The sequence below is a fragment of the Arthrobacter sp. 9MFCol3.1 genome, from assembly GCF_000620385.1.
Classification (GTDB): Bacteria; Actinomycetota; Actinomycetes; order Actinomycetales; family Micrococcaceae; genus Arthrobacter.
Genome location: NZ_JIBJ01000012.1, coordinates 94,699 through 112,115, shown reverse-complemented (window position 1 = coordinate 112,115; position 17,417 = coordinate 94,699). Strand labels below are relative to the sequence as shown.

The following is a 17,417-nucleotide window of genomic DNA, read 5'->3' as shown; positions in this document are numbered from 1 at the left end:
CATCCCCCTTAGTAAGGAAAGCCATGTCAATTTCTACGCACGCGGCCCAGCCGCACACAGAGCGGCTCAGTAGTAAGCAGACCCGCAAGGTTGTTACGGCCGGCTGCGTCGGCATTTTCGTGGAGCTCTACGACAACGGCATCTTCGCCTTCATGGCCGGGACGCTGGCCTTGGTCTTCTTGGCGCCCGGCAACCCGGACAACGCCCTGTTGTTCGTCTTCGCCGGCTATGCCGTGTCCTTCTTCGTGCGTCCCCTCGGCGCCGTCGTCTGCGGATACCTGGGGGACCGCATCGGCCGGCAAAAGCTACTGGTCTTCGTCATCCTGCTGATCAGCGTGGCGACGGCAGGCATCGGCCTGCTGCCGAGCTATGCAGCAATCGGCATCGCGGCCCCGGTGCTGCTCGTGTTGCTCCGGATGCTCCAAGGCTTCTCCGTTGGCGGCGAAGCCGCCGGTGCCATGACCTTCCTCGCCGAGCACGCCCCGGAAGGCAAGCGCGGCATCATCACCTCCTACGCCCAGATCGCATCCTTCGCGGCTCTCCTCACCGGTACGCTCGTTGCGTTCTCCATGTCCCCATGGCTCACCCAGGCAGCAATCGACGGCGGAGGCTTCGGTGCCTACGCCTGGCGCATCCCGTTCCTGGTTGCCATCCCCATGGGCGTCATCGGCTGGTACATCCGCAAGGCCATCAGCGACACCCCCAACTTTGAAAAGCTGAAGGAAGAGGGCGGCCTGTCCAAGAACCCCCTCAAGGAAGCCTTCAAGTCCGCCGAGCACCGCCGCGCCATGCTCCTGGCCCTGTTCATCCCGCTCATGAACGGCTCCGGCTACTACGTCCTGTTCTCCTACATGCCCACGTTCCTGAAGGGCAAGCAACTCAACTTCACGATCGGCGAGGCACTCATCGTCACCGCCTGCAGCCTGGTGGCCATCTGCATTGCAATTCCCTTCATGGGCGCTTTGTCCGATCGCGTTGGCCGCAAGAAGGTCATCGCCGGCTCCGCAATCGCCATGGCCATCGTCGGCATCCCCGCCTATGCCCTGATCGCCACCGGCAGCATGGGCCTGGCCATCCTCGGCGCCTGCATCATGGCGGTCGTCTTCGCCGGCCACACCGCAGTGATCCACATTCTGATCGTTGAACTGTTCCCCACCCGCGTGCGGTACTCCGCCTACGGACTGGGCTACAACGTCTCGTCGGCACTCTTCGGCGGCACGGCGCCGCTGCTGATGACCTGGCTGATCTCGTCCACCGGCAACATCTACATGCCCGCTTTCTACGCCGTCATCACCGCGCTGGGCACCCTTGTCGCCGTCAGCACGGTCAAGGACCGGGCGCACCTGCCTCTCCGCGACGCCTAAACCCCACCACTCAAGCTGCACCAACTGCGCTGCACGTCGCTCACCCCCAGGAGATTTACATGCCCTTTTCTGACTACTCAACTGCCCTCGTCACCGGTGCGTCCACCGGAATGGGCGCCGCGATCGCCGAACGCCTGACCAAGCGCGGGCTCACGGTCCACGCCGTCGCCCGCAACGAGGAACGCCTGAACGAACTGGCCGACAAGACCGGGGCGATCCCGCACGTTGTGGACCTGACCGACACCGCGGCGCTGGCTGCCGCCGTCGGCGATCTCGAAGTCGATGTCTTGGTGAACTGCGCCGGAGTGTCACGGCCGGGGAACATCCTGGATTCCAGCGAGAGCGACATCGACGACCTCGTGGACGTCAATCTGCGCGGCCTGCTCCAGCTGACCAGGCTGGTGCTGCCGGGCATGGTGGAACGCGACCGGGGGCACGTGATCAACATCAGTTCCATTGCGGGCGTCTACAACTTCTACGGCCACACCGTGTATCACGCCACCAAGGCGGCGGTGCACCAGGTCTCCCGGCAGCTGCGCAACGACACCGTGGGCAAGCGCATCCGCGTCACGGAGATCTGCCCCGGACGCGTCGAAACGGAAATCTTCGGCCGCAACATGGGCGGCACGCCCGAGGCCATGGAGGAGGCATGGAAAACGTACTACGAAGGCTACGAGTCGCTGACCACTGACGACATTGTCAACGCGCTCGACTACGCCATCGAAACACCCCGGCACGTGAACGTGGGCATGCTCGAACTCATGCCCACCTTCCAGGTCCCCGGCGGGCTCACCTTCGACAGGCGCTGACCGCTCAGCGCCTGCCCGCCCGGCACACCACACCCCACCGTCAAGGATCGATAGGTTTTCCGATGCAAACAGTCCGCACCGTCAGCTTCCCCGAACCCCAACTCCTCGCCGATCTCTCGCCCCTGCCCGAAGGGTTGAGAGGAGTGGTATGGGACCTGAAATCGGATCCCGACGGCGGGACGCTGAGTGAGATTGACGGCGTCATCCTCCCGTACATTGACGCCTCCACTGTGCTGGGATCCCTAGCGCAGGTAGAGGGGCTGAAGTTCGTGCAGGCGCAGTCCACCGGGTACGACGGGGTCATCGAGGCCGCCGGGCCGGCGGCGGGCGTAGCCAACGCCTCCGGTGTCCATGCCGCCGCGACCGCGGAGCTTGCCGTGGGGCTGATCCTGGCGAAGCTGCGGGGCATCGACCACGCGGTCCGCGATGCGCAGTACAGCCTCTGGCGGCCGGAGCGGCGCCAGTCCCTGGCGGACAGCCGCGTCCTGCTGGTGGGAGTCGGCGGGATCGGGCACGAAATCGCCCGCCGCCTGGAGCCCTTCGAAGTCACTGTCACCCGGGTGGGGAGCGCGGCCCGCACCGACGAACACGGCGAGGTGCACGCGTCAGCGGACCTGCCCGCACTCGCCTCGACGCACGACATCCTGGTGACGGTGCTGCCCCTGAACGACCGGACCCACCAGCTGATCGGTGAAGAGGTCCTCGCTGCCCTGCCGGACGGGGCCCTGGTGGTCAATGTGGGCCGCGGCTCCGTCGTGGACACGGCTGCCTTGACCAAGGAAGTCCTGTCCGGGCGCCTGCAGTGCGCCCTCGACGTCGTAGATCCGGAGCCGCTGCCGCAGGATCACGCGCTGTGGTCCACGCCCAACGCTCTGATCACACCGCACGTCGGCGGCAACGCGTCGGCCTTCCAGCCGAGGATCCTGAAGCTCCTGCGGCAGCAGCTCGAAGCCCTGGCCGCCGGACGGCCCCCAGCCAACCTGGTGCAGAACGGCCCCTTCTAGGGGGCAGGCCCCTCGAGGGAGAAGGCCCCTTCCACGGGGCCACAAAACGACCATTCCGTGCGACACCGCGCAGACCGCGGCAAAGGAGCTGCTCACTAATGACACTTTTTGACCTGACAGGCCGGACCGCCCTGGTGACCGGTTCGAGCCGGGGGATCGGCAACGCCCTGGCCCGGGCGCTGGCCGACGCCGGCGCCACCGTGGTGCTCAACGGCATCAACCCCGAGCGGCTCAAGGCCGCCGAGTCCGCGATGGCCGCGGACTACGCGCCGGGCCGGGTGCACAGCTGCGCCTTCGATGTCACCAGCGACACCGGGGCTGCCCGGGGGATCGCCTGGGTGGAGGAGAACGTGGGCCCGCTGGCCATCCTGGTCAACAACGCCGGCATCCAGCACCGGGTCCCGATGCTTGAGCTCGACGTGGCCGACTGGGAACGGGTCATCTCCACGGACCTGACCAGCGCGTTCCTGGTGGGGCGGGAAGCGGCGCGGCATATGATCCCGCGCGGGCGGGGCAAGATCATCAACATCTGTTCGGTCCAGACCGACCTTGCCCGGCCCACGATCGCCCCCTACATTGCGGCGAAGGGCGGACTGCGGAACCTGACCCGGGCCATGACCGCGGAATGGGCCGCCTCGGGCCTGCAGATCAACGGGATCGCGCCCGGCTACATCCACACCGAGATGACGCAAAACCTCGTCGACGATGAGCAGTTCAACGCCTGGATCCTGGGCCGGACCCCCGCGCACCGCTGGGGGACCGTGCAGGACCTGGCCGGACCCGCCGTGTGGCTGGCCTCCGACGGGTCGGACTTCGTCAACGGCCAGACCATCTTCATCGACGGCGGAATGACGGTGGTGGTCTGATGTCCAGGAGCACAGCCCCGCCCGGGTCGGCTATGACGACTTCAGACCCGGCTATTTCAGCCCTGGCCGGGTCGGCCCTGCCCGTTTCGGGCCCGGCGGTGGTCGCCCACGCGGCGGGTGACCTGCGGATCGAGGACATTCCCCTGCCCGTGCCGGCGCCCGACGAAGCCGTCATCGACGTGGCCTACGGCGGCATCTGCGGCTCCGACCTGCACTACTGGCTGCACGGCGCCGCGGGCGAATCCATCCTGAAGGCCCCCATGGTCCTCGGCCACGAGATTTCCGGCACCGTGGTCCGCGCCGCGGCGGACGGCACGGGTCCTGCCGCAGGGACGCCGGTCGTAGTCCATCCGGCCACCCCCGGCCCGGGCGCGCCGCGGTATCCGGCGGACCGGCCCAACCTGTCACCGGGCTGTACGTACCTGGGCAGCGCCGCACGGTATCCGCACACCGACGGCGCGTTCAGCCGGTACGTGAACCTGCCGGCCCGGATGCTCCGGCCGCTGCCGGGGAACATCGGCCTGCGCACCGCGGCGCTGACCGAGCCCGCGGCCGTGGCCTGGCACGCCGTCTCCCGGGCCGGGGACGTGGCCGGAAAGACGGCGCTCGTGATCGGCAGCGGGCCCATCGGCGCCCTGGCGGTCGCCGTGCTCAAGCGGGCCGGCGCAGCCCGGATCGTCGCCGTCGACATGCACGCGCTGCCGCTGGAAATCGCGGCGGCAGTGGGAGCGGATGAGGTGCTCGCCGCTAGCGACGCCGGGGCGGTCGCCGACGTCGAGGCCGACGTCGTGATTGAATCCTCCGGCAACCATCACGGCCTGGCCTCGGCCATCCAGGGCGCAACCCGCGGCGGCACTGTGGTGATGGTGGGGCTGCTGCCTTCCGGTCCGCTGCCGGTCCTGATCTCCCTGGCCATCACGCGGGAACTCGAACTCAAAGGCTCATTCCGCTTCAACGACGAAATCGACGACGTCATAACGGCGCTCGCCGACGGCTCCCTGCAGATCGATCCGGTCATCACGCACGACTTTCCGGTCGATCAGGCCCTTGAAGCGTTCGAGGTCGCCAGGAACGCGGCCGTTTCCGGGAAAGTGCTCCTGAGCTTCGGTCAAGGAGAAGCCTCATGAACACAAATCATCCGCCCCTGGTAGTCATGGGCGTCTCCGGCTGCGGGAAATCAACCATCGGTTTCCTGCTCGGGGAGCGCCTGGGCATCCGGTTTTTCGACGGCGACGACTTCCATCCGCCAGCCAACAAGGCAAAGATGGCCAGTGGCACGCCGTTGGACGACGACGACCGGGCGCCGTGGCTCGCCCAAATCGGTGCTGCCCTGGCGACTCCGGCCAATGGAACCGGTTCCCGGATCATAGCCTGCTCGGCGCTCAAGCGCCGGTACCGTGACCTGCTGCGCGGCTTCGTGCCGGATCTGGTGTTTATCCACTTGTCCGGTGAGGCAACGACCATTTCCGGCAGGCTGGGCGGCCGGGCGCACGAGTACATGCCCAGCAGCCTGCTGGCCTCCCAGCTGGCGACGCTGGAACCCCTTGGCCCCGACGAGGCGCACATCGTTGCGGACATCCTCGATGATCCGGAGCGGCTGGTGGACGGCATAGTCCGGCAACTGGAAGTGCTCGCGGGCCGATCAACCGCGGTAGCAGCCGGGGCCTAAGGCACGGCCCGGGAGCCGCCGGCGCCGGCCTCCAGCAGCCCGCCGCCGGCCCAGCGCCTGAGCGCGAGCTTTTCGGCGTCGTCGAACTCCATGAGGGCGAGCCGGCACAGCTCTTCCACGTTCCTGGTCCACGCGGCGGCGATTTCTGCCGCTGACATCTCCTCTGCGAGGGAGCCGCCGGCGTACACCACGCCCTGGATCACGAAATTGACGGCCGAGCGGGACACCGGCTGTCCGGCCGCAACACAGTCGTCCCGGACAAGGCGGGACAGCTCGCTTCGATTGACCGGCTGCTCCCGGAGCCTGGCGGCCAGGGCCTCGAGCAGTTGACGGAACTGGGCCGCGGAGAGCGCGGGCACGTCAGTGACCCGGGCGACCCGTTCCGCGATGCCTGGCTCGATCTCACCTCCGGCGGGCAAATCGTCGTCGGAGAACCTCTTCGCATCCCAGACCCAGCCGCCCCGCGCAGCTGAGTATTCGACACCGTGGCCGATCTGGGCCACCCACGTCCCGAACTTGCCGCAGCCGCCCCAGTCCGTCTTCAGGGAGGGATCGGCCGCGAGTGCCCGGTGAGCCACCATGGCCCCGACCACCGGACCCGGGGCCGTCCGGACAAAGTCGCGGACCTCTTTGGCCGCGCCGGAAAGAGTCGTCGCCGTGGACTTCGCCTTCACTGCCCCTTCTGCCCGCGGCGTCTGGACAGATGCCACCGCGTGGATGGACTCGGCCGCGGTCCCGTTGAGGATTGCCACGAAGTCGTGGGACTCCACCACGCTGTCGGCCATCTCCCGGTATGCGAACGCCACGGCTCCGGCAGCGATGACGGTGGTCATCCGGTCCGCCGCCCGGAACCGCTGGACCAGCGAGGTGAAGTCCGCGTCCGCCGACGCTACGAAGAACTCCTCAATATGTGCCGCGCCGGACAGGGCATCCATTGCGTCCAGCACCAGGTTGATGTCGGTGCTGGACTTGCCCCGCTGGGTCAGGGAGGGGCAGTCGATCACGCGGAAGCCCGCGCGCGTCCAGTACGGCCGGTACTTGGAGTAGATCACCGGATTGAGATAGCAGTTGCGGATCAGGAAACGCCGGGACTCTTCGCCGGCGCCGCCGTCGGCCAGCGCCTCCGTCCAGTGCTTGGGGTCCTCGGCGAATCTCTTCGCGGCCGCCGGGTCCAACGCCATCAGGCCCGTATAGACGTTGTCGAAGTCCACGAACATCGCGGCACGGATGCCAGGCCGCCGGGACTGGGGGAGGGGATCGCTCATCGGCTCAGTGTGCCAGCAAGAGTGGGGACGTACCAGATGTGTCGTCCCCTTCCTTGCCTATTTGCCGTCGCGTTCCGGGCCTCCTCGCAGGCGCAGGAGTTCCGTCCGCCTGTCCGGGATCGGCCGGGTTCGGCCGGGAGCGCCGGAACAGCTTGCTACGGCCAGTCTTCGACTGTAAGCATCCGCGCCAAAACCCCGCATGACCTGCAGGGACGCATGTCCGGAGCCCATGGTCCACCGGACTAAGATGGATCCACGTTGTCGAAATACATCCCTGTAATGAGGGACTTTTCGTGGGGCGGCGCCTGCAAGCGCCGGACGGATTTGTCTGGGCCCGGGGCCCGGACCAATAGTGCCGCCGTCGGTCTCGATCGGCGGGTCCATGTGTGTGAATTGGAAGAGCAGGTTGGCCGATGGCGTCTGGTGCGGCAGCGAGAAACAACGTTCAGGTGCACGGGCCAGAAGACGGCCCTGTCCTGGTGTTTGCCCACGGGTTCGGCACCGACCAGGGCATGTGGGGCAAGGTTCTGCCCTGGTTCACGGACCGCTACCGGGTGGTCCTGCTGGACCACGTGGGCTCCGGCGGCTCCGACCAGTCCGCCTACGATTCGGCCACCTATTCCACCCTTGATGCCTACGTCGATGACCTGATGGAACTCTGCGGCGAACTCGACCTGCAGGACGTGACCCTGATCGGCCACAGCGTCGGGTCCATGATGGCCGTCAGTGCGGCCGCCCGGGACACAGGGCGCCGGTTCGGCCGGCTCGTGCTGGTCACGGCGTCGCCGAGCTACCTTGACCACCCCGAGGACGGCTACGTGGGTGGGTTCACCCGGCAGGACATTGACGACGTCTTCGAGTCCTTGGATGCCAACTATGTGGTCTGGGCCGAGTCGATGGCCCCGGTCTACATGAATACACCGCATGCTCCCGAACTGGAGCACGAGATCCAAGGCAGCTTCGGGCGGATCAGCCCCCGGGTTGCCCGTGACTTCGCCCGGGTGGCGTTCCTTTCCGATGTCCGGCACCTGCTCGGCAAGGTCACCATCCCGGTGTTGGTCCTGCAAAGCACCGACGACGTCGTCACGCCGGACCACGTGGGAACGCACCTGCACAACGCGCTCCCCAACAGCACCCTGGTCAGGCTTGCGGCCACAGGCCACTTCCCGCAAAGCAGCGCGCCGGAGGAAACCTCTGCCGCCATCCTCGAATTTTTGAAGCCGGCATGACCCGGACCAGCACCCCGGCCGTCGATTACGGGCAGCTCTTCCACCAGGCGCCCGCCGGCTACATCGTTGCCGGTACCGACGGGACCATCCTGGCCGCGAACGCCACCATGTGCGCCTGGACCGGAATCCCCGAAGGCGGCCTCGACGGCACCCGTCTCCTGGACCTCATGCCGGCCGGCGACAGGCTGATGTACCGGACGCACGCCGGGCCGAAGCTGGAACGCGACGGGCACCTCGCCGAACTCTCGATCGAGCTGTTGGGCCCGGACGGGCAGCGCCGGCCCGTCCTGCTCTCCGTCACCCGGACCGTGGACGGGACGGAACCGAGGGATTTGATGATCTTTTTCGCGGCCCCCGAGCGGCGGCGGTATGAGCGCGAGCTGGCCAGTGCGCACCGGCGACTCGAGGATGCCGAGGCGGACCGCGCCAAGCTCCTGCAGGAAGCCCACCACCGGGCGCTGCATGACCCACTGACAGGCCTGCCGAACCGGCGGCACCTGGAGGAAAACCTGCTGGCCGCCCTGGCCAGCGCCGGCGAACAGCGGAACCGCGTCGGCGTGCTCTTTTGCGACGTCAACAAGTTCAAACAGGTCAACGACACCCTGGGCCACGCGGCCGGCGACCAGGTCCTGGAACACGTGGCGCTGATGCTCTCCCAGGCCGTGCGCGGCGCGGACACCGTCACGCGCTACAGCGGGGACGAGTTCGTTGTCCTGATCCCCTGGCTGGAGCACCCGGCCGAGCTCGGGGCGGTTGCCGGGCGCGTCCGGAGCTGCCTGGCCGGCGCCGTCACCATCGCGGGGAGCGAGCTCCGGCTGGGCATGTCCGTTGGCCAGGCGGAAACGGCAGTCCCGGCGGACGCTGATCCGGCAGCGCACAAGGAACTGGCCACGGCCCTGCTGCTGGCCGCCGATCAGGACATGTACCGGGTCAAGACGGAAATGCGCGGGGCCGTGGCCGCCGGTTGAGCCGCCGGCTTTAACGCCAAACGACGACGGCGGGAGGTGGCTCCCGCCGTCGTCGTTTGGCCCTGCTGCCTGGAACCCGGGCTTTAGGCGCCGTGGTTCAGGCTGAGGGTGAAGGTGTTCGGGCCGCTGGCGTGGACCGCGATGTTGCTCTTGGCGGTGTTGTGGCGCTCGGAGAGCTCGTGGACCAGCGCGTCCAGCTCGTGGTGCATGGTGGAGCGGTCCCAGAGCTTGTGGGTTACAGAGTTGGCAGTTTCAAACGTCATTGTTCAGTGCTTCCATTTCTTGAATCCGGATGTCCGGCTGCCGCACCGATGCGGAGCCGCCGTAGGGGCCAAACCAGGAACGCCTGAGACCGCGGGCAGCTCTGCGAGCTCACCGGTTTGGCCTCATTGCGTCCACCAGGATGGGTGCCCGGCGTTTACTGCGGACGCGGAACGTCGCAAGAAATCGTCAGGCTGCACCGGCGGGAACGTCGCAGTCCCTGCCTTGCCTTTCCATAGTGCACAGCGCCGCGCGGGCGGCTCAAGCCAGATGGCGAAAATTGCGCGTGAGACTCATCACAGCCGCCCTGGCTTCCGCCGCATCGGCGGAGCGGGCATGTGCTTGCGGCTCAGCCCCCGGGCGGGGGCGGGGGTTACCGGCACCGGGCCGCCGGGTTCCGGTCCCGCGGCGGCAGCGGCCCGTCCGTAACGGGCGGCCAACGGCGCGGCGGTGAGGCCGTGGGCCAGGACGCTGAGCAGCACGGTGGCGGTAATGACGGCCACGGCCTGATCGGACACTGATCCGAGCGCTTCCAGCGCCAGCAGCCCGAACACGAGGGAAGCCAGGCCCCGCGGACCGAACCACCCCACGAACAGGACGGTTTTCCGGTCGAGGCCGGCGCCGATCGAGGCCAGCGCCACCGGCAGCATCCGCACCACCGTAAGGCTGAGCACGGCATAGACGATGGTCAGGGGGACGGAGCTCGCCAGCATAATCGGAACGGTGATGGCTCCGAAGGCCAGCCACACGAGCAGCGACACCAGGCCGCCCATCTGCTCGACGAAGACCAGCTCGGCCGGCGCCCGCTGACCGGCGCACGTTCCGAACGCCAGCCCGGCGCAGAACGCGGCGACGAAGCCGTTGCCGCCCACCGAGAGTGCGGCGCTGTAAGAGAGCAGGCTCAGGGCAAGGACCCCGATGCCGGCGAAGTCCTCGGCCCCGGTCCCGCGCCGGCGGGCCAGCTGCAGCAGCCACCCGCCCAGGGCGCCGGCCCCTGCGCCGGCCCCGGCACCGATGAGCAGTTCGACGGCGGCGCTGCCGGGACCGGCGGCGCTCTCCAGCCCTGCCGCGGCGGCCGCGCCGGCGATCGCCAGCATGACAACGGGGGTGGCGATGCCGTCATTGAGGCCACTCTCGACGGTGATCAGCTGGCGGATCCGCGACGGCACCGCCGGATTCGTCACCACGGGGATCCCGAGTGCGGCGTCGGTAGGGGCAAGTGCGGCGCCGACGAGGAGGGCCAGCCACAGCCCGAACTGGGGGAAAAACCAGGCGGCCAGAGCCCATCCGAACACAATCGTCAGGGGCAGGCCGACTCCCAGCAGCCGCACATAGCGGCCCACGTCCCGACGCAATTCCTGCAGCGGCAGGCGGGCAGCGTCGGTGAAGAGCACCCACACCAGGGTGACCTCGACAACCGGGGTGATCAGGGTGGGCGCCGAGGACGCATTGACCAGCCCGGACCAGGCCAGGGCCGCGCCGAGAGCGGTGAACACAATAGGGGCGGTCAAGTCCGCCTGCTGCAGCCTCACCGACACCAGCGCCCATGCGAACAGTGCGGCGGTGATGAGGACGACGACCGTCAGCTCCATAACGGACCTGTGCCCGCGTCCGTAGGCCCCGCGGTAGGGCGGCCCGGTGCCGGCAGCCGGATCGGTCCGTCCACAGGGATCACACTCCCTCCGCCGGTTGCACTAAACGTTCCCCTGCAGTTCAGTGAATCCGCGGGCCCGGCGCCGCGCCAGAGAACTAAGCCCTGTCCTTTGGGTCGAGGCGCCCACTGCCGCCCGCAGGCGGATCAGGTGTGCTGGCGGGCCGCCCGCGGGGCGGCGACCGAGCCGCGGCGGATCAGGGCGGCCGTGAATGTCGGTGCGGCCGCCGGTGCCTTGCGGCCTTCGATCTGCCGGACCAGGGCCGACGCGGCCGCCACGCCCATGTCATAGACAGGCTGGGCGATGACCGTGAGCGGGGGTGTGGTCAGGCGCGTCCAGGCGAAGTCGTCATACATGAGGAAGGAGACGTCATCCGGAATTGAGAGGCCGAGCTCGTGGATCGCTTCCACGACGCTGAGGCCGATCAGGCCGTCGGAGGCGATGATCGCCGTCGCCGGGTCAGGGCGCTGCACGAGTTCGCGGGTGATCTTCTTGATGGACTCGTCGTCGCCGGCGTTGAGGCGGATCAGATCGACGGGCAGGTCCAGTCCCGCCTCCTCGAACGCGCGTTTCATTCCGTCGCGCCGGTCCGAGATCTGGGACGAGTCCAATTGCATGCCGTCGTGGTAAGGCCCGGCTGTTTTCAGCGTGGAGATGAAGGCGATCCTCCGGTGGCCGGACTTGAGTAAGTAACTGGTGGATTCATGGGAGATGTCTTCCATGTCCACCGCCACGGTGTCGACGTCGAGCCCTGGCGCCTTGCGGTCCAAAAGCACCAGCGGACGGCCGGATTCGTGAACGCGCCGTAAATGTTGCGTTTCCAAGGAGGACGCGGGTGCCACGATCAGGCCGTCAACGCGCTTGTCGAGGAGCACCCTGACGGCGTCGATTTCCGCGTCGGTGTCCTCGTCCGTATTGATCAGGATGACATTGAATCCACTGCGCTTGGCGGTATCCGTAATGCCCCGTGTGGCCAGGCCGAAATGGGGGTTTTCGATGTCGCCGACCACCACCCCGATCGTGTGCGATTTCCCGGTGTTCATGCTGCGGGCGAGCTCGTTGGGCCGGTACTCCAGTTCTTCGGCGGCAGCCAGCACCCGCTCGCGCACGTCGTCGCTCACGGCCCCGTAGTTGCCTAAGGCGCGGGCGGCCTGGGCCTTGGAAACCTGGGCGGCTTTTGCGACGTCGGCGACAGTGACATCGCGGCGCCGGGAAGCATCACTATTCATTACGGCCTTTCGTAGCGGACCCTTGACGCCTGATGTGGCTTCGATTACATTTCTAGCAATCGATGTGAGTCCGGTCTCAATCTTAGGGACTGAGACCGGACTCAGCAAGGCTCCCATCGACAAAGTCCCACTTCAAGGGGCCCACTGCCCGCCAACCTCGCCCCTCACCCCCACGATTGGAAACGCTGTGAACACAGGAAACAAAATGCGCCCTGGGGCGCTCATCGCCGCTGCTGTTGCCGCGGTCCTGGCACTGTCCGGCTGCGGAGGCAGCTCGTCCGCCTCGTCTTCGCCGGCGGACAACCCCTACGGCCTGATCGAGGCCGGCACCATCCGCGTTGCCAGCCTCGGTGATTCGAAGCCGTATACCTTTGCCGATGCCCAGGGCAACTTCACCGGCTTCGACGTCGAGCTCTTCAAAGACGTCGCCCACCGCGCCGGAATCGACAAGGTCGTCTTCACCGGGCAGGATTTCTCCGGGCTGCTCGCCGCCGTCTCCAACGGCCAGTTCGACGCCGGCGTTGCGGCGATCGGCATCACTGACAAGCGCAAACAAACCGTCGACTTCTCCGACGGCTACCTGGCCGGCTACCTGACCGTCATCACCACGAAGACCTCGGGCATCACCAGCGCCGACGGTCTCGCCGGAAAGCGTCTCGGCGTCGTGCAGGGAACGCTGCAGGAGGCCTACGCCGTCAAGAACTTCACCTCCGCTAACCTTGTGCGCTTCCCGGACAACAACACCGCCATCTCCGCAGTGAACAGCGGATCCGTCGACGCGCACTTCCTGGATTACGAGGCAGCCAAGGCCTACGAGACGCAGTACGGACTGGTCAGCGCCGCGGACATCCCGTCCTTCGACGCTCCCGCCGGCTTCGCCGTGGCCAAGGGCAAGACCGCTTTCAAGGACGCCCTCAACAAGGGCCTGGCCGCAGCCATGGAAGACGGCACGTGGAAGAAGCTCTACCAGAAGTGGTTCCCGGGCTCCCCGATGCCCGAGCAGTACCTGCCCAAGGCCGAGCAGACGGCCAGCCCCACACCCAGCAGCAAGTAAGCGGCCCGGCAAGTAAACGGCCCGGCAGCTAATAGGCGCCGAAACTATCGGCACGTCCGGCACATAGCCCGGCTGCCACCTGACCGGGCGGGCCGCACCGCGCGGCCCGCCCGGGTTCCACAAGCTACCTACGTCTGAGAGCAACCATGGACTGGTTAAGCACCATCACCCGCACCTTCTTCGACTTCGGCGCAATGGCCGAAGTCCTGCCCCAACTTCTGGGAGTCGGTCTCCTCAATACCCTCATCATCTCCATTGCGGCAACGATCATCGGCGTTGGCCTCGGCATGGTCGTCGCCGTGATGGGGATATCTCCCTCCCGGTGGCTTCGGGTGCCGGCCCGGATCTACACGGACCTCTTCCGCGGACTCCCCGCCATCCTGACCATCCTGCTGATCGGCCAGGGCTTTGCCCGCTTCAGCCAATCGATCTTCGGCCCCTCGCCCTACCCCCTGGGGATCATCGCCCTGAGCCTGATCGCCAGCGCCTACATCGGTGAGATCTTCCGCGCCGGTATCCAGAGCGTGGACAAGGGCCAGGGTGAGGCCTGCCGCGCGCTGGGCATGAGCTACGCGAAGTCCATGGCCCTGGTGGTGGTTCCGCAAGGCGTCCGCCGGGTCCTGCCGGCGCTGGTGAACCAGTTCATCGCGATCGTCAAGGACTCCTCGCTGGTCTATTTCCTGGGCCTGCTGGTCACGGAACGCGAGCTCTTCCGCGTGGGCCAGGACGCCGCAGTGCTTTCCGGCAACCTTTCGCCCCTGGTCATGGCCGGCATCTTCTACCTGCTGATCACGGTTCCCCTGACCCATCTGGTCAATTACTTCGATAACCGCTTCCGCACCGGCCGACGCCGCCCCGCCGCACCCAGCAGCGGCCTCAAGGAAGTCAAAGAACTCGCCGCGGCTTCACCGCTGACCACCGGGAGCAACACATGAGCCTCGCCAGCAACACCGCAAGCAGCACCAGCAACACCAGCAACGCCAAAGAATCAGTCCCGGACATCGAGACGTTCCACGGCTCCAGCCTGGAACTGACGAACTTGACCATGGCCTATGGCGACGTCGAAGTGCTCCGCAACGTCAGCCTCAACGTCGCCCCGGGCACCACCACCTGCATTATCGGGCCCTCCGGCTCCGGCAAGTCCACCCTCCTGCGCGGCGTCAACCGGCTCCACGAACCCAAGAGTGGGGACGTGCTCCTGGCCGGCGAGAGCGCCCTGCAGGTCAAACCGGACCTCCTGCGCAGCCGCATCGGCATGGTGTTCCAGCACTTCAACCTCTTCCCGGACCACACCGCCCTCGAGAACGTGGCGCTGGCCCTCTGGAGCGTCAAGGGCATGCCCAAGGCCGAGGCCAGGGAACGCGCCCGGCGCCGCCTCGCCGAGGTCGGCCTCGCCGAGCGCGCCGACCACCGGCCACGCGACCTCTCCGGCGGACAGCAGCAGCGCGTTGCGATTGCCCGAGCCCTGGCCATGGAACCGGAAGTCATGCTCTTCGACGAGGCCACCAGCGCCCTGGACCCGGAGCTGGTCAAGGGCGTGCTGAACCTCATGGCAGGCCTGGGCCGCCGGGGCATGACCATGCTGGTGGTCACGCACGAGATGGGCTTTGCCCGCAAAGTCGCCGACCAGGTCGTCTTCATGGACGAAGGCGAGGTCGTCGAGTCCGGCACACCGGCCGACCTCTTCGACAACCCGCAAAGCGAACGCCTCCAGCGCTTCCTCTCGGAAGTGCTCTGATGGACACCCTGAAGGGAAGCACCGCGGCGGCACCCATCCGCACCGCCGTCGTCGGATTCGGCATCTCGGGCAAGGTCTTCCACGCACCGCTGATCGCGGCGGATGCGAACTATTCGCTGGACGTGATCGTCACGGCGGATCCGGACCGCGCCTCGGAGGCGGCACGGCTCTACCCGAATACCCGGATCGTCCCGACGCCGGAGGCCCTGTTTGCGCTGTCCGGTGACCTTGATCTGGTGGTCCTCGGCACGCCACCGCTGACCCACTTCGACCTCGCCGCGATGGCCATCGCCCATGGCCTCCACGTGGTGGTGGACAAGCCGTTCGTCACCACATCGGACCAGGGGCATGAGCTCATCTCCCGGGCGGCCGACGCCGGCGTGCAGCTCACGGTATTTCAGAACCGACGCTGGGACGCCGATTTCCTGACGCTGCAGAAGCTAATCGGGGAAGGGGCGCTGGGCGAGGTCCGCAGCTTCGAATCGCGCTTTGAATGGTGGCGGCCGGAGGGCTTCGGGAACTGGCGGGACACCGCCGCCGTGTCCGAGGGCGGCGGTATCCTCAACGACCTCGGTGCCCACCTGATCGACCAGGCCATCCAGCTCTTTGGCCCGGTAGCCGAAAGCTACGGGGAAACGGCGAACCACGGCCCGGACCCGGGCGGCGCCGACACGGAGGCCTTTGTGTCCCTGCTCCACGAATCCGGGGTCCGCTCACGGCTCTGGATGAACGGCATGGCAGCGCAGGTCGGCCCGCGCTTCCACGTCCTGGGCTCAGAATCCGGCTACACGAAGTGGGGCCTGGACGGCCAGGAACCGGCCCTCGCGGCCGGCATGACACCGTCGGATCCCGCCTATGGCATCGAACCCCAGATCCATTGGGGGGCCTTCGGTACCGATGGAGACCTGCGGCCAACCGCACCTGAACCCGGCGCCTATCCGCTGTTCTATGCACGGCTCGCGTCTGCCCTCCGGGGCGAGGGCCCACTTCCTGTCAACCCGCAGGAATCACTCGACGTCCTGAACGCCATCGAAAATGTCCGTGCCTCCGCATAGCCCGCACACCGCCTCCCAGTGCCCCTGACGGACACCCCAGACACCACTACTTAAGGAAAGGCAGACCCATGTCCTCCACGCCCTCAACCAAACGCATCGCCATCATCGGCGGCGGCATCCTCGGCGTCTCCACCGCCGTCCACCTGCTCCGCGACGGCGCCTCCGTCATCCTCCTGACCGAACACGGCCTGGCCAGCGAGGCCACCGGCCGCTCGCTCTCCTGGCTGAACTCCGCCGGAGAACGGTCCACGCCGTACCACCAGCTCCGGGTCGCCGGCGTGGACCGCTACCGCACACTCTTCGCCGCTGACCCCGGCCGGGACTGGCTGCAGTTCGGCGGCGGCCTCATGTGGAATCCCGCCGGCCAGGAAGCCGCGACGGAAGCCCGCCACGGCTACGAGAAATCGATTGGCTACGACTCGAAGCTCCTGGCGCCCGGACAGATTTCTTCAAGCACCCCCGGCATCGTTCCGGATGCCGTGCCGGAGAACGCCATCTTCAATCCCGGTGAGGGCTGGGTCAGCCTGCCGCATCTGGTGGACTTTCTGATGGAGGAATTCCACGCCCTGGGCGGTGAACTCGTACTCAGCGCCGGCAAGGTGTCCGTGACGGTCGACGGCGGCCGGGCCACCGGCGTCGAGACGGCCGCAGGCGAAACCTACGAGGCAGACGCTGTCCTCGTGGCGTGCGGTGCCGCAACTCCCGCCGTCGTCGCGCCCCTCGGCGTCGGGATCCCCAACGGATCCCCGGTCTCCATGCTGGTGCTGACCAAGCCCGTGGAGCACGAGCTGAAGGCCGTGCTGAACACCCCCAGGGCCGCCGTCCGGCCCAACCCCGGAAACACTCTCGCCCTTGACCACGACTGGTATGAAGGGCACATCGCCGAACACGCCGACGGCTCCTTCAGCATCCCCGATGATGTGGTTCAGGAACTCGCCGATGAGGCCTCCAAGCTCATCGCCGGCAACCCCGACCTCAAACCGGCCTCCTGGAAGATCGGCTACAAGCCCATCCCGGGCGACGGCGAACCGGTCCTCGGTGAACTCGGCCAGGTGCCCGGCTGCTTCGTGGCCTTCACCCACTCGGGGGCCACGCTCGGCCTCATCGCAGGTGAACTTCTCGCGGGCGAGATCATGACCGGCACGAAGCACCCGATGCTCGCCACCTTCCGGCCGGGACGCTTCTCCTAGCCAGGGCCGCGGCTGCCAGGGCAGGCGGGGACGGCGTGCACCGGCCCTGCCTGCCTAACCCCTG

17 protein-coding genes are annotated in these 17,417 nt (G+C 67.3%); 13 read left to right on the top strand and 4 right to left on the bottom strand.

Going from position 1 to position 17,417, the window contains the following annotated elements; translation table 11 throughout:
• Positions 1-23 precede the first annotated feature (23 nt).
• The 6 genes from C560_RS0113715 to C560_RS0113690 all read left to right on the top strand — a co-directional run bounded on the left by C560_RS0113715 (position 24) and on the right by C560_RS0113690 (position 5,712).
• On the top strand, positions 24-1,364 hold the full coding sequence (locus tag C560_RS0113715) for an MFS transporter (protein ID WP_026538645.1): 1,341 nt from the start codon (positions 24-26) through the stop codon (positions 1,362-1,364).
• Between the two features lie 59 nt (positions 1,365-1,423).
• Positions 1,424-2,173, top strand: a complete 750-nt coding sequence (locus C560_RS0113710) for an SDR family oxidoreductase (protein ID WP_026538644.1) — start codon at positions 1,424-1,426, stop codon at positions 2,171-2,173.
• Between the two features lie 62 nt (positions 2,174-2,235).
• Positions 2,236-3,177, top strand: a complete 942-nt coding sequence (locus tag C560_RS0113705; protein WP_026538643.1) for a 2-hydroxyacid dehydrogenase — start codon at positions 2,236-2,238, stop codon at positions 3,175-3,177.
• Positions 3,178-3,275: 98 nt separating this feature from the next.
• Positions 3,276-4,043: an SDR family oxidoreductase gene (locus C560_RS0113700; protein ID WP_026538642.1), complete on the top strand. Its 768-nt coding sequence runs from the start codon at positions 3,276-3,278 to the stop codon at positions 4,041-4,043.
• Between the two features lie 32 nt (positions 4,044-4,075).
• Positions 4,076-5,170, top strand: a complete 1,095-nt coding sequence (locus tag C560_RS0113695) for an L-idonate 5-dehydrogenase (RefSeq protein WP_051533176.1) — start codon at positions 4,076-4,078, stop codon at positions 5,168-5,170.
• Positions 5,167-5,712, top strand: coding sequence for a gluconokinase (locus tag C560_RS0113690; RefSeq protein ID WP_026538640.1), 546 nt, complete (start codon positions 5,167-5,169; stop codon positions 5,710-5,712). The genes C560_RS0113695 and C560_RS0113690 overlap by 4 nt, the downstream gene beginning before the upstream one ends.
• Here the strand turns inward: C560_RS0113690 and C560_RS0113685 are convergent.
• Positions 5,709-6,977, bottom strand: coding sequence for an NYN domain-containing protein (locus C560_RS0113685; RefSeq protein WP_026538639.1), 1,269 nt, complete (start codon positions 6,975-6,977; stop codon positions 5,709-5,711). The genes C560_RS0113690 and C560_RS0113685 overlap by 4 nt on opposite strands.
• A gap of 449 nt (positions 6,978-7,426) precedes the next feature.
• Between C560_RS0113685 and C560_RS0113680 the strand changes: the two genes are divergently transcribed.
• Positions 7,427-8,206 carry an alpha/beta fold hydrolase gene (locus C560_RS0113680; RefSeq protein WP_155855784.1) on the top strand — a complete coding sequence of 260 codons (780 nt, stop codon included), beginning with the start codon at positions 7,427-7,429 and terminating at the stop codon, positions 8,204-8,206.
• Positions 8,203-9,174: a sensor domain-containing protein gene (locus C560_RS22685; protein ID WP_051533175.1), complete on the top strand. Its 972-nt coding sequence runs from the start codon at positions 8,203-8,205 to the stop codon at positions 9,172-9,174. Before C560_RS0113680 ends, C560_RS22685 begins: the two co-directional genes overlap by 4 nt.
• Positions 9,175-9,257: 83 nt before the next feature.
• Here C560_RS22685 and C560_RS0113670 read toward each other — a convergent pair whose 3' ends face one another.
• The 3 genes from C560_RS0113670 to C560_RS0113660 all read right to left on the bottom strand — a co-directional run bounded on the left by C560_RS0113670 (position 9,258) and on the right by C560_RS0113660 (position 12,316).
• Positions 9,258-9,437 carry a hypothetical protein gene (locus tag C560_RS0113670; RefSeq protein WP_018775517.1) on the bottom strand — a complete coding sequence of 60 codons (180 nt, stop codon included), beginning with the start codon at positions 9,435-9,437 and terminating at the stop codon, positions 9,258-9,260.
• Between the two features lie 294 nt (positions 9,438-9,731).
• Complete coding sequence (locus C560_RS0113665) at positions 9,732-11,027, bottom strand: cation:proton antiporter domain-containing protein (RefSeq protein WP_026538637.1); 1,296 nt, start codon at positions 11,025-11,027, stop codon at positions 9,732-9,734.
• A 206-nt stretch (positions 11,028-11,233) separates the two neighbouring features.
• Entirely contained in the window at positions 11,234-12,316 is a 1,083-nt protein-coding gene (locus C560_RS0113660) for a LacI family DNA-binding transcriptional regulator (protein WP_026538636.1), read from the bottom strand.
• A gap of 205 nt (positions 12,317-12,521) precedes the next feature.
• On the opposite strand from C560_RS0113660, the gene C560_RS0113655 reads away from it, so the two are divergent.
• The 5 genes from C560_RS0113655 (at position 12,522) to C560_RS0113635 (ending at position 17,353) form a co-directional block, all read left to right on the top strand.
• Positions 12,522-13,370, top strand: coding sequence for an ABC transporter substrate-binding protein (locus tag C560_RS0113655; RefSeq protein WP_018775514.1), 849 nt, complete (start codon positions 12,522-12,524; stop codon positions 13,368-13,370).
• 146 nt (positions 13,371-13,516) lie between these two features.
• Entirely contained in the window at positions 13,517-14,305 is a 789-nt protein-coding gene (locus tag C560_RS0113650; RefSeq protein ID WP_026538635.1) for an amino acid ABC transporter permease, read from the top strand.
• A complete protein-coding gene (locus tag C560_RS0113645) occupies positions 14,302-15,108 on the top strand; it encodes an amino acid ABC transporter ATP-binding protein (RefSeq protein ID WP_026538634.1) in 807 nt (268 codons plus the stop codon). Before C560_RS0113650 ends, C560_RS0113645 begins: the two co-directional genes overlap by 4 nt.
• A complete protein-coding gene (locus C560_RS0113640; RefSeq protein WP_026538633.1) occupies positions 15,108-16,163 on the top strand; it encodes a Gfo/Idh/MocA family protein in 1,056 nt (351 codons plus the stop codon). The genes C560_RS0113645 and C560_RS0113640 overlap by 1 nt, the downstream gene beginning before the upstream one ends.
• 68 nt (positions 16,164-16,231) lie before the next feature.
• A complete protein-coding gene (locus C560_RS0113635; protein ID WP_026538632.1) occupies positions 16,232-17,353 on the top strand; it encodes an NAD(P)/FAD-dependent oxidoreductase in 1,122 nt (373 codons plus the stop codon).
• Positions 17,354-17,417: the final 64 nt, after the last annotated feature.

What these genes read in the sequence shown, in the direction of transcription:
- C560_RS0113715 (WP_026538645.1), top strand. Translation starts at nt 24, where the DNA reads ATGTCAATTTCTACGCACGCGGCCCAGCCGCACACAGAGCGGCTCAGT.
- C560_RS0113710 (WP_026538644.1), top strand. Translation starts at nt 1,424, where the DNA reads ATGCCCTTTTCTGACTACTCAACTGCCCTCGTCACCGGTGCGTCCACC.
- C560_RS0113705 (WP_026538643.1), top strand. Translation starts at nt 2,236, where the DNA reads ATGCAAACAGTCCGCACCGTCAGCTTCCCCGAACCCCAACTCCTCGCC.
- C560_RS0113700 (WP_026538642.1), top strand. Translation starts at nt 3,276, where the DNA reads ATGACACTTTTTGACCTGACAGGCCGGACCGCCCTGGTGACCGGTTCG.
- C560_RS0113695 (WP_051533176.1), top strand. Translation starts at nt 4,076, where the DNA reads ATGACGACTTCAGACCCGGCTATTTCAGCCCTGGCCGGGTCGGCCCTG.
- C560_RS0113690 (WP_026538640.1), top strand. Translation starts at nt 5,167, where the DNA reads ATGAACACAAATCATCCGCCCCTGGTAGTCATGGGCGTCTCCGGCTGC.
- C560_RS0113685 (WP_026538639.1), bottom strand. Translation starts at nt 6,977, where the DNA reads ATGAGCGATCCCCTCCCCCAGTCCCGGCGGCCTGGCATCCGTGCCGCG.
- C560_RS22685 (WP_051533175.1), top strand. Translation starts at nt 8,203, where the DNA reads ATGACCCGGACCAGCACCCCGGCCGTCGATTACGGGCAGCTCTTCCAC.
- C560_RS0113670 (WP_018775517.1), bottom strand. Translation starts at nt 9,437, where the DNA reads ATGACGTTTGAAACTGCCAACTCTGTAACCCACAAGCTCTGGGACCGC.
- C560_RS0113665 (WP_026538637.1), bottom strand. Translation starts at nt 11,027, where the DNA reads ATGGAGCTGACGGTCGTCGTCCTCATCACCGCCGCACTGTTCGCATGG.
- C560_RS0113660 (WP_026538636.1), bottom strand. Translation starts at nt 12,316, where the DNA reads ATGAATAGTGATGCTTCCCGGCGCCGCGATGTCACTGTCGCCGACGTC.
- C560_RS0113655 (WP_018775514.1), top strand. Translation starts at nt 12,522, where the DNA reads ATGCGCCCTGGGGCGCTCATCGCCGCTGCTGTTGCCGCGGTCCTGGCA.
- C560_RS0113650 (WP_026538635.1), top strand. Translation starts at nt 13,517, where the DNA reads ATGGACTGGTTAAGCACCATCACCCGCACCTTCTTCGACTTCGGCGCA.
- C560_RS0113645 (WP_026538634.1), top strand. Translation starts at nt 14,302, where the DNA reads ATGAGCCTCGCCAGCAACACCGCAAGCAGCACCAGCAACACCAGCAAC.
- C560_RS0113640 (WP_026538633.1), top strand. Translation starts at nt 15,108, where the DNA reads ATGGACACCCTGAAGGGAAGCACCGCGGCGGCACCCATCCGCACCGCC.
- C560_RS0113635 (WP_026538632.1), top strand. Translation starts at nt 16,232, where the DNA reads ATGTCCTCCACGCCCTCAACCAAACGCATCGCCATCATCGGCGGCGGC.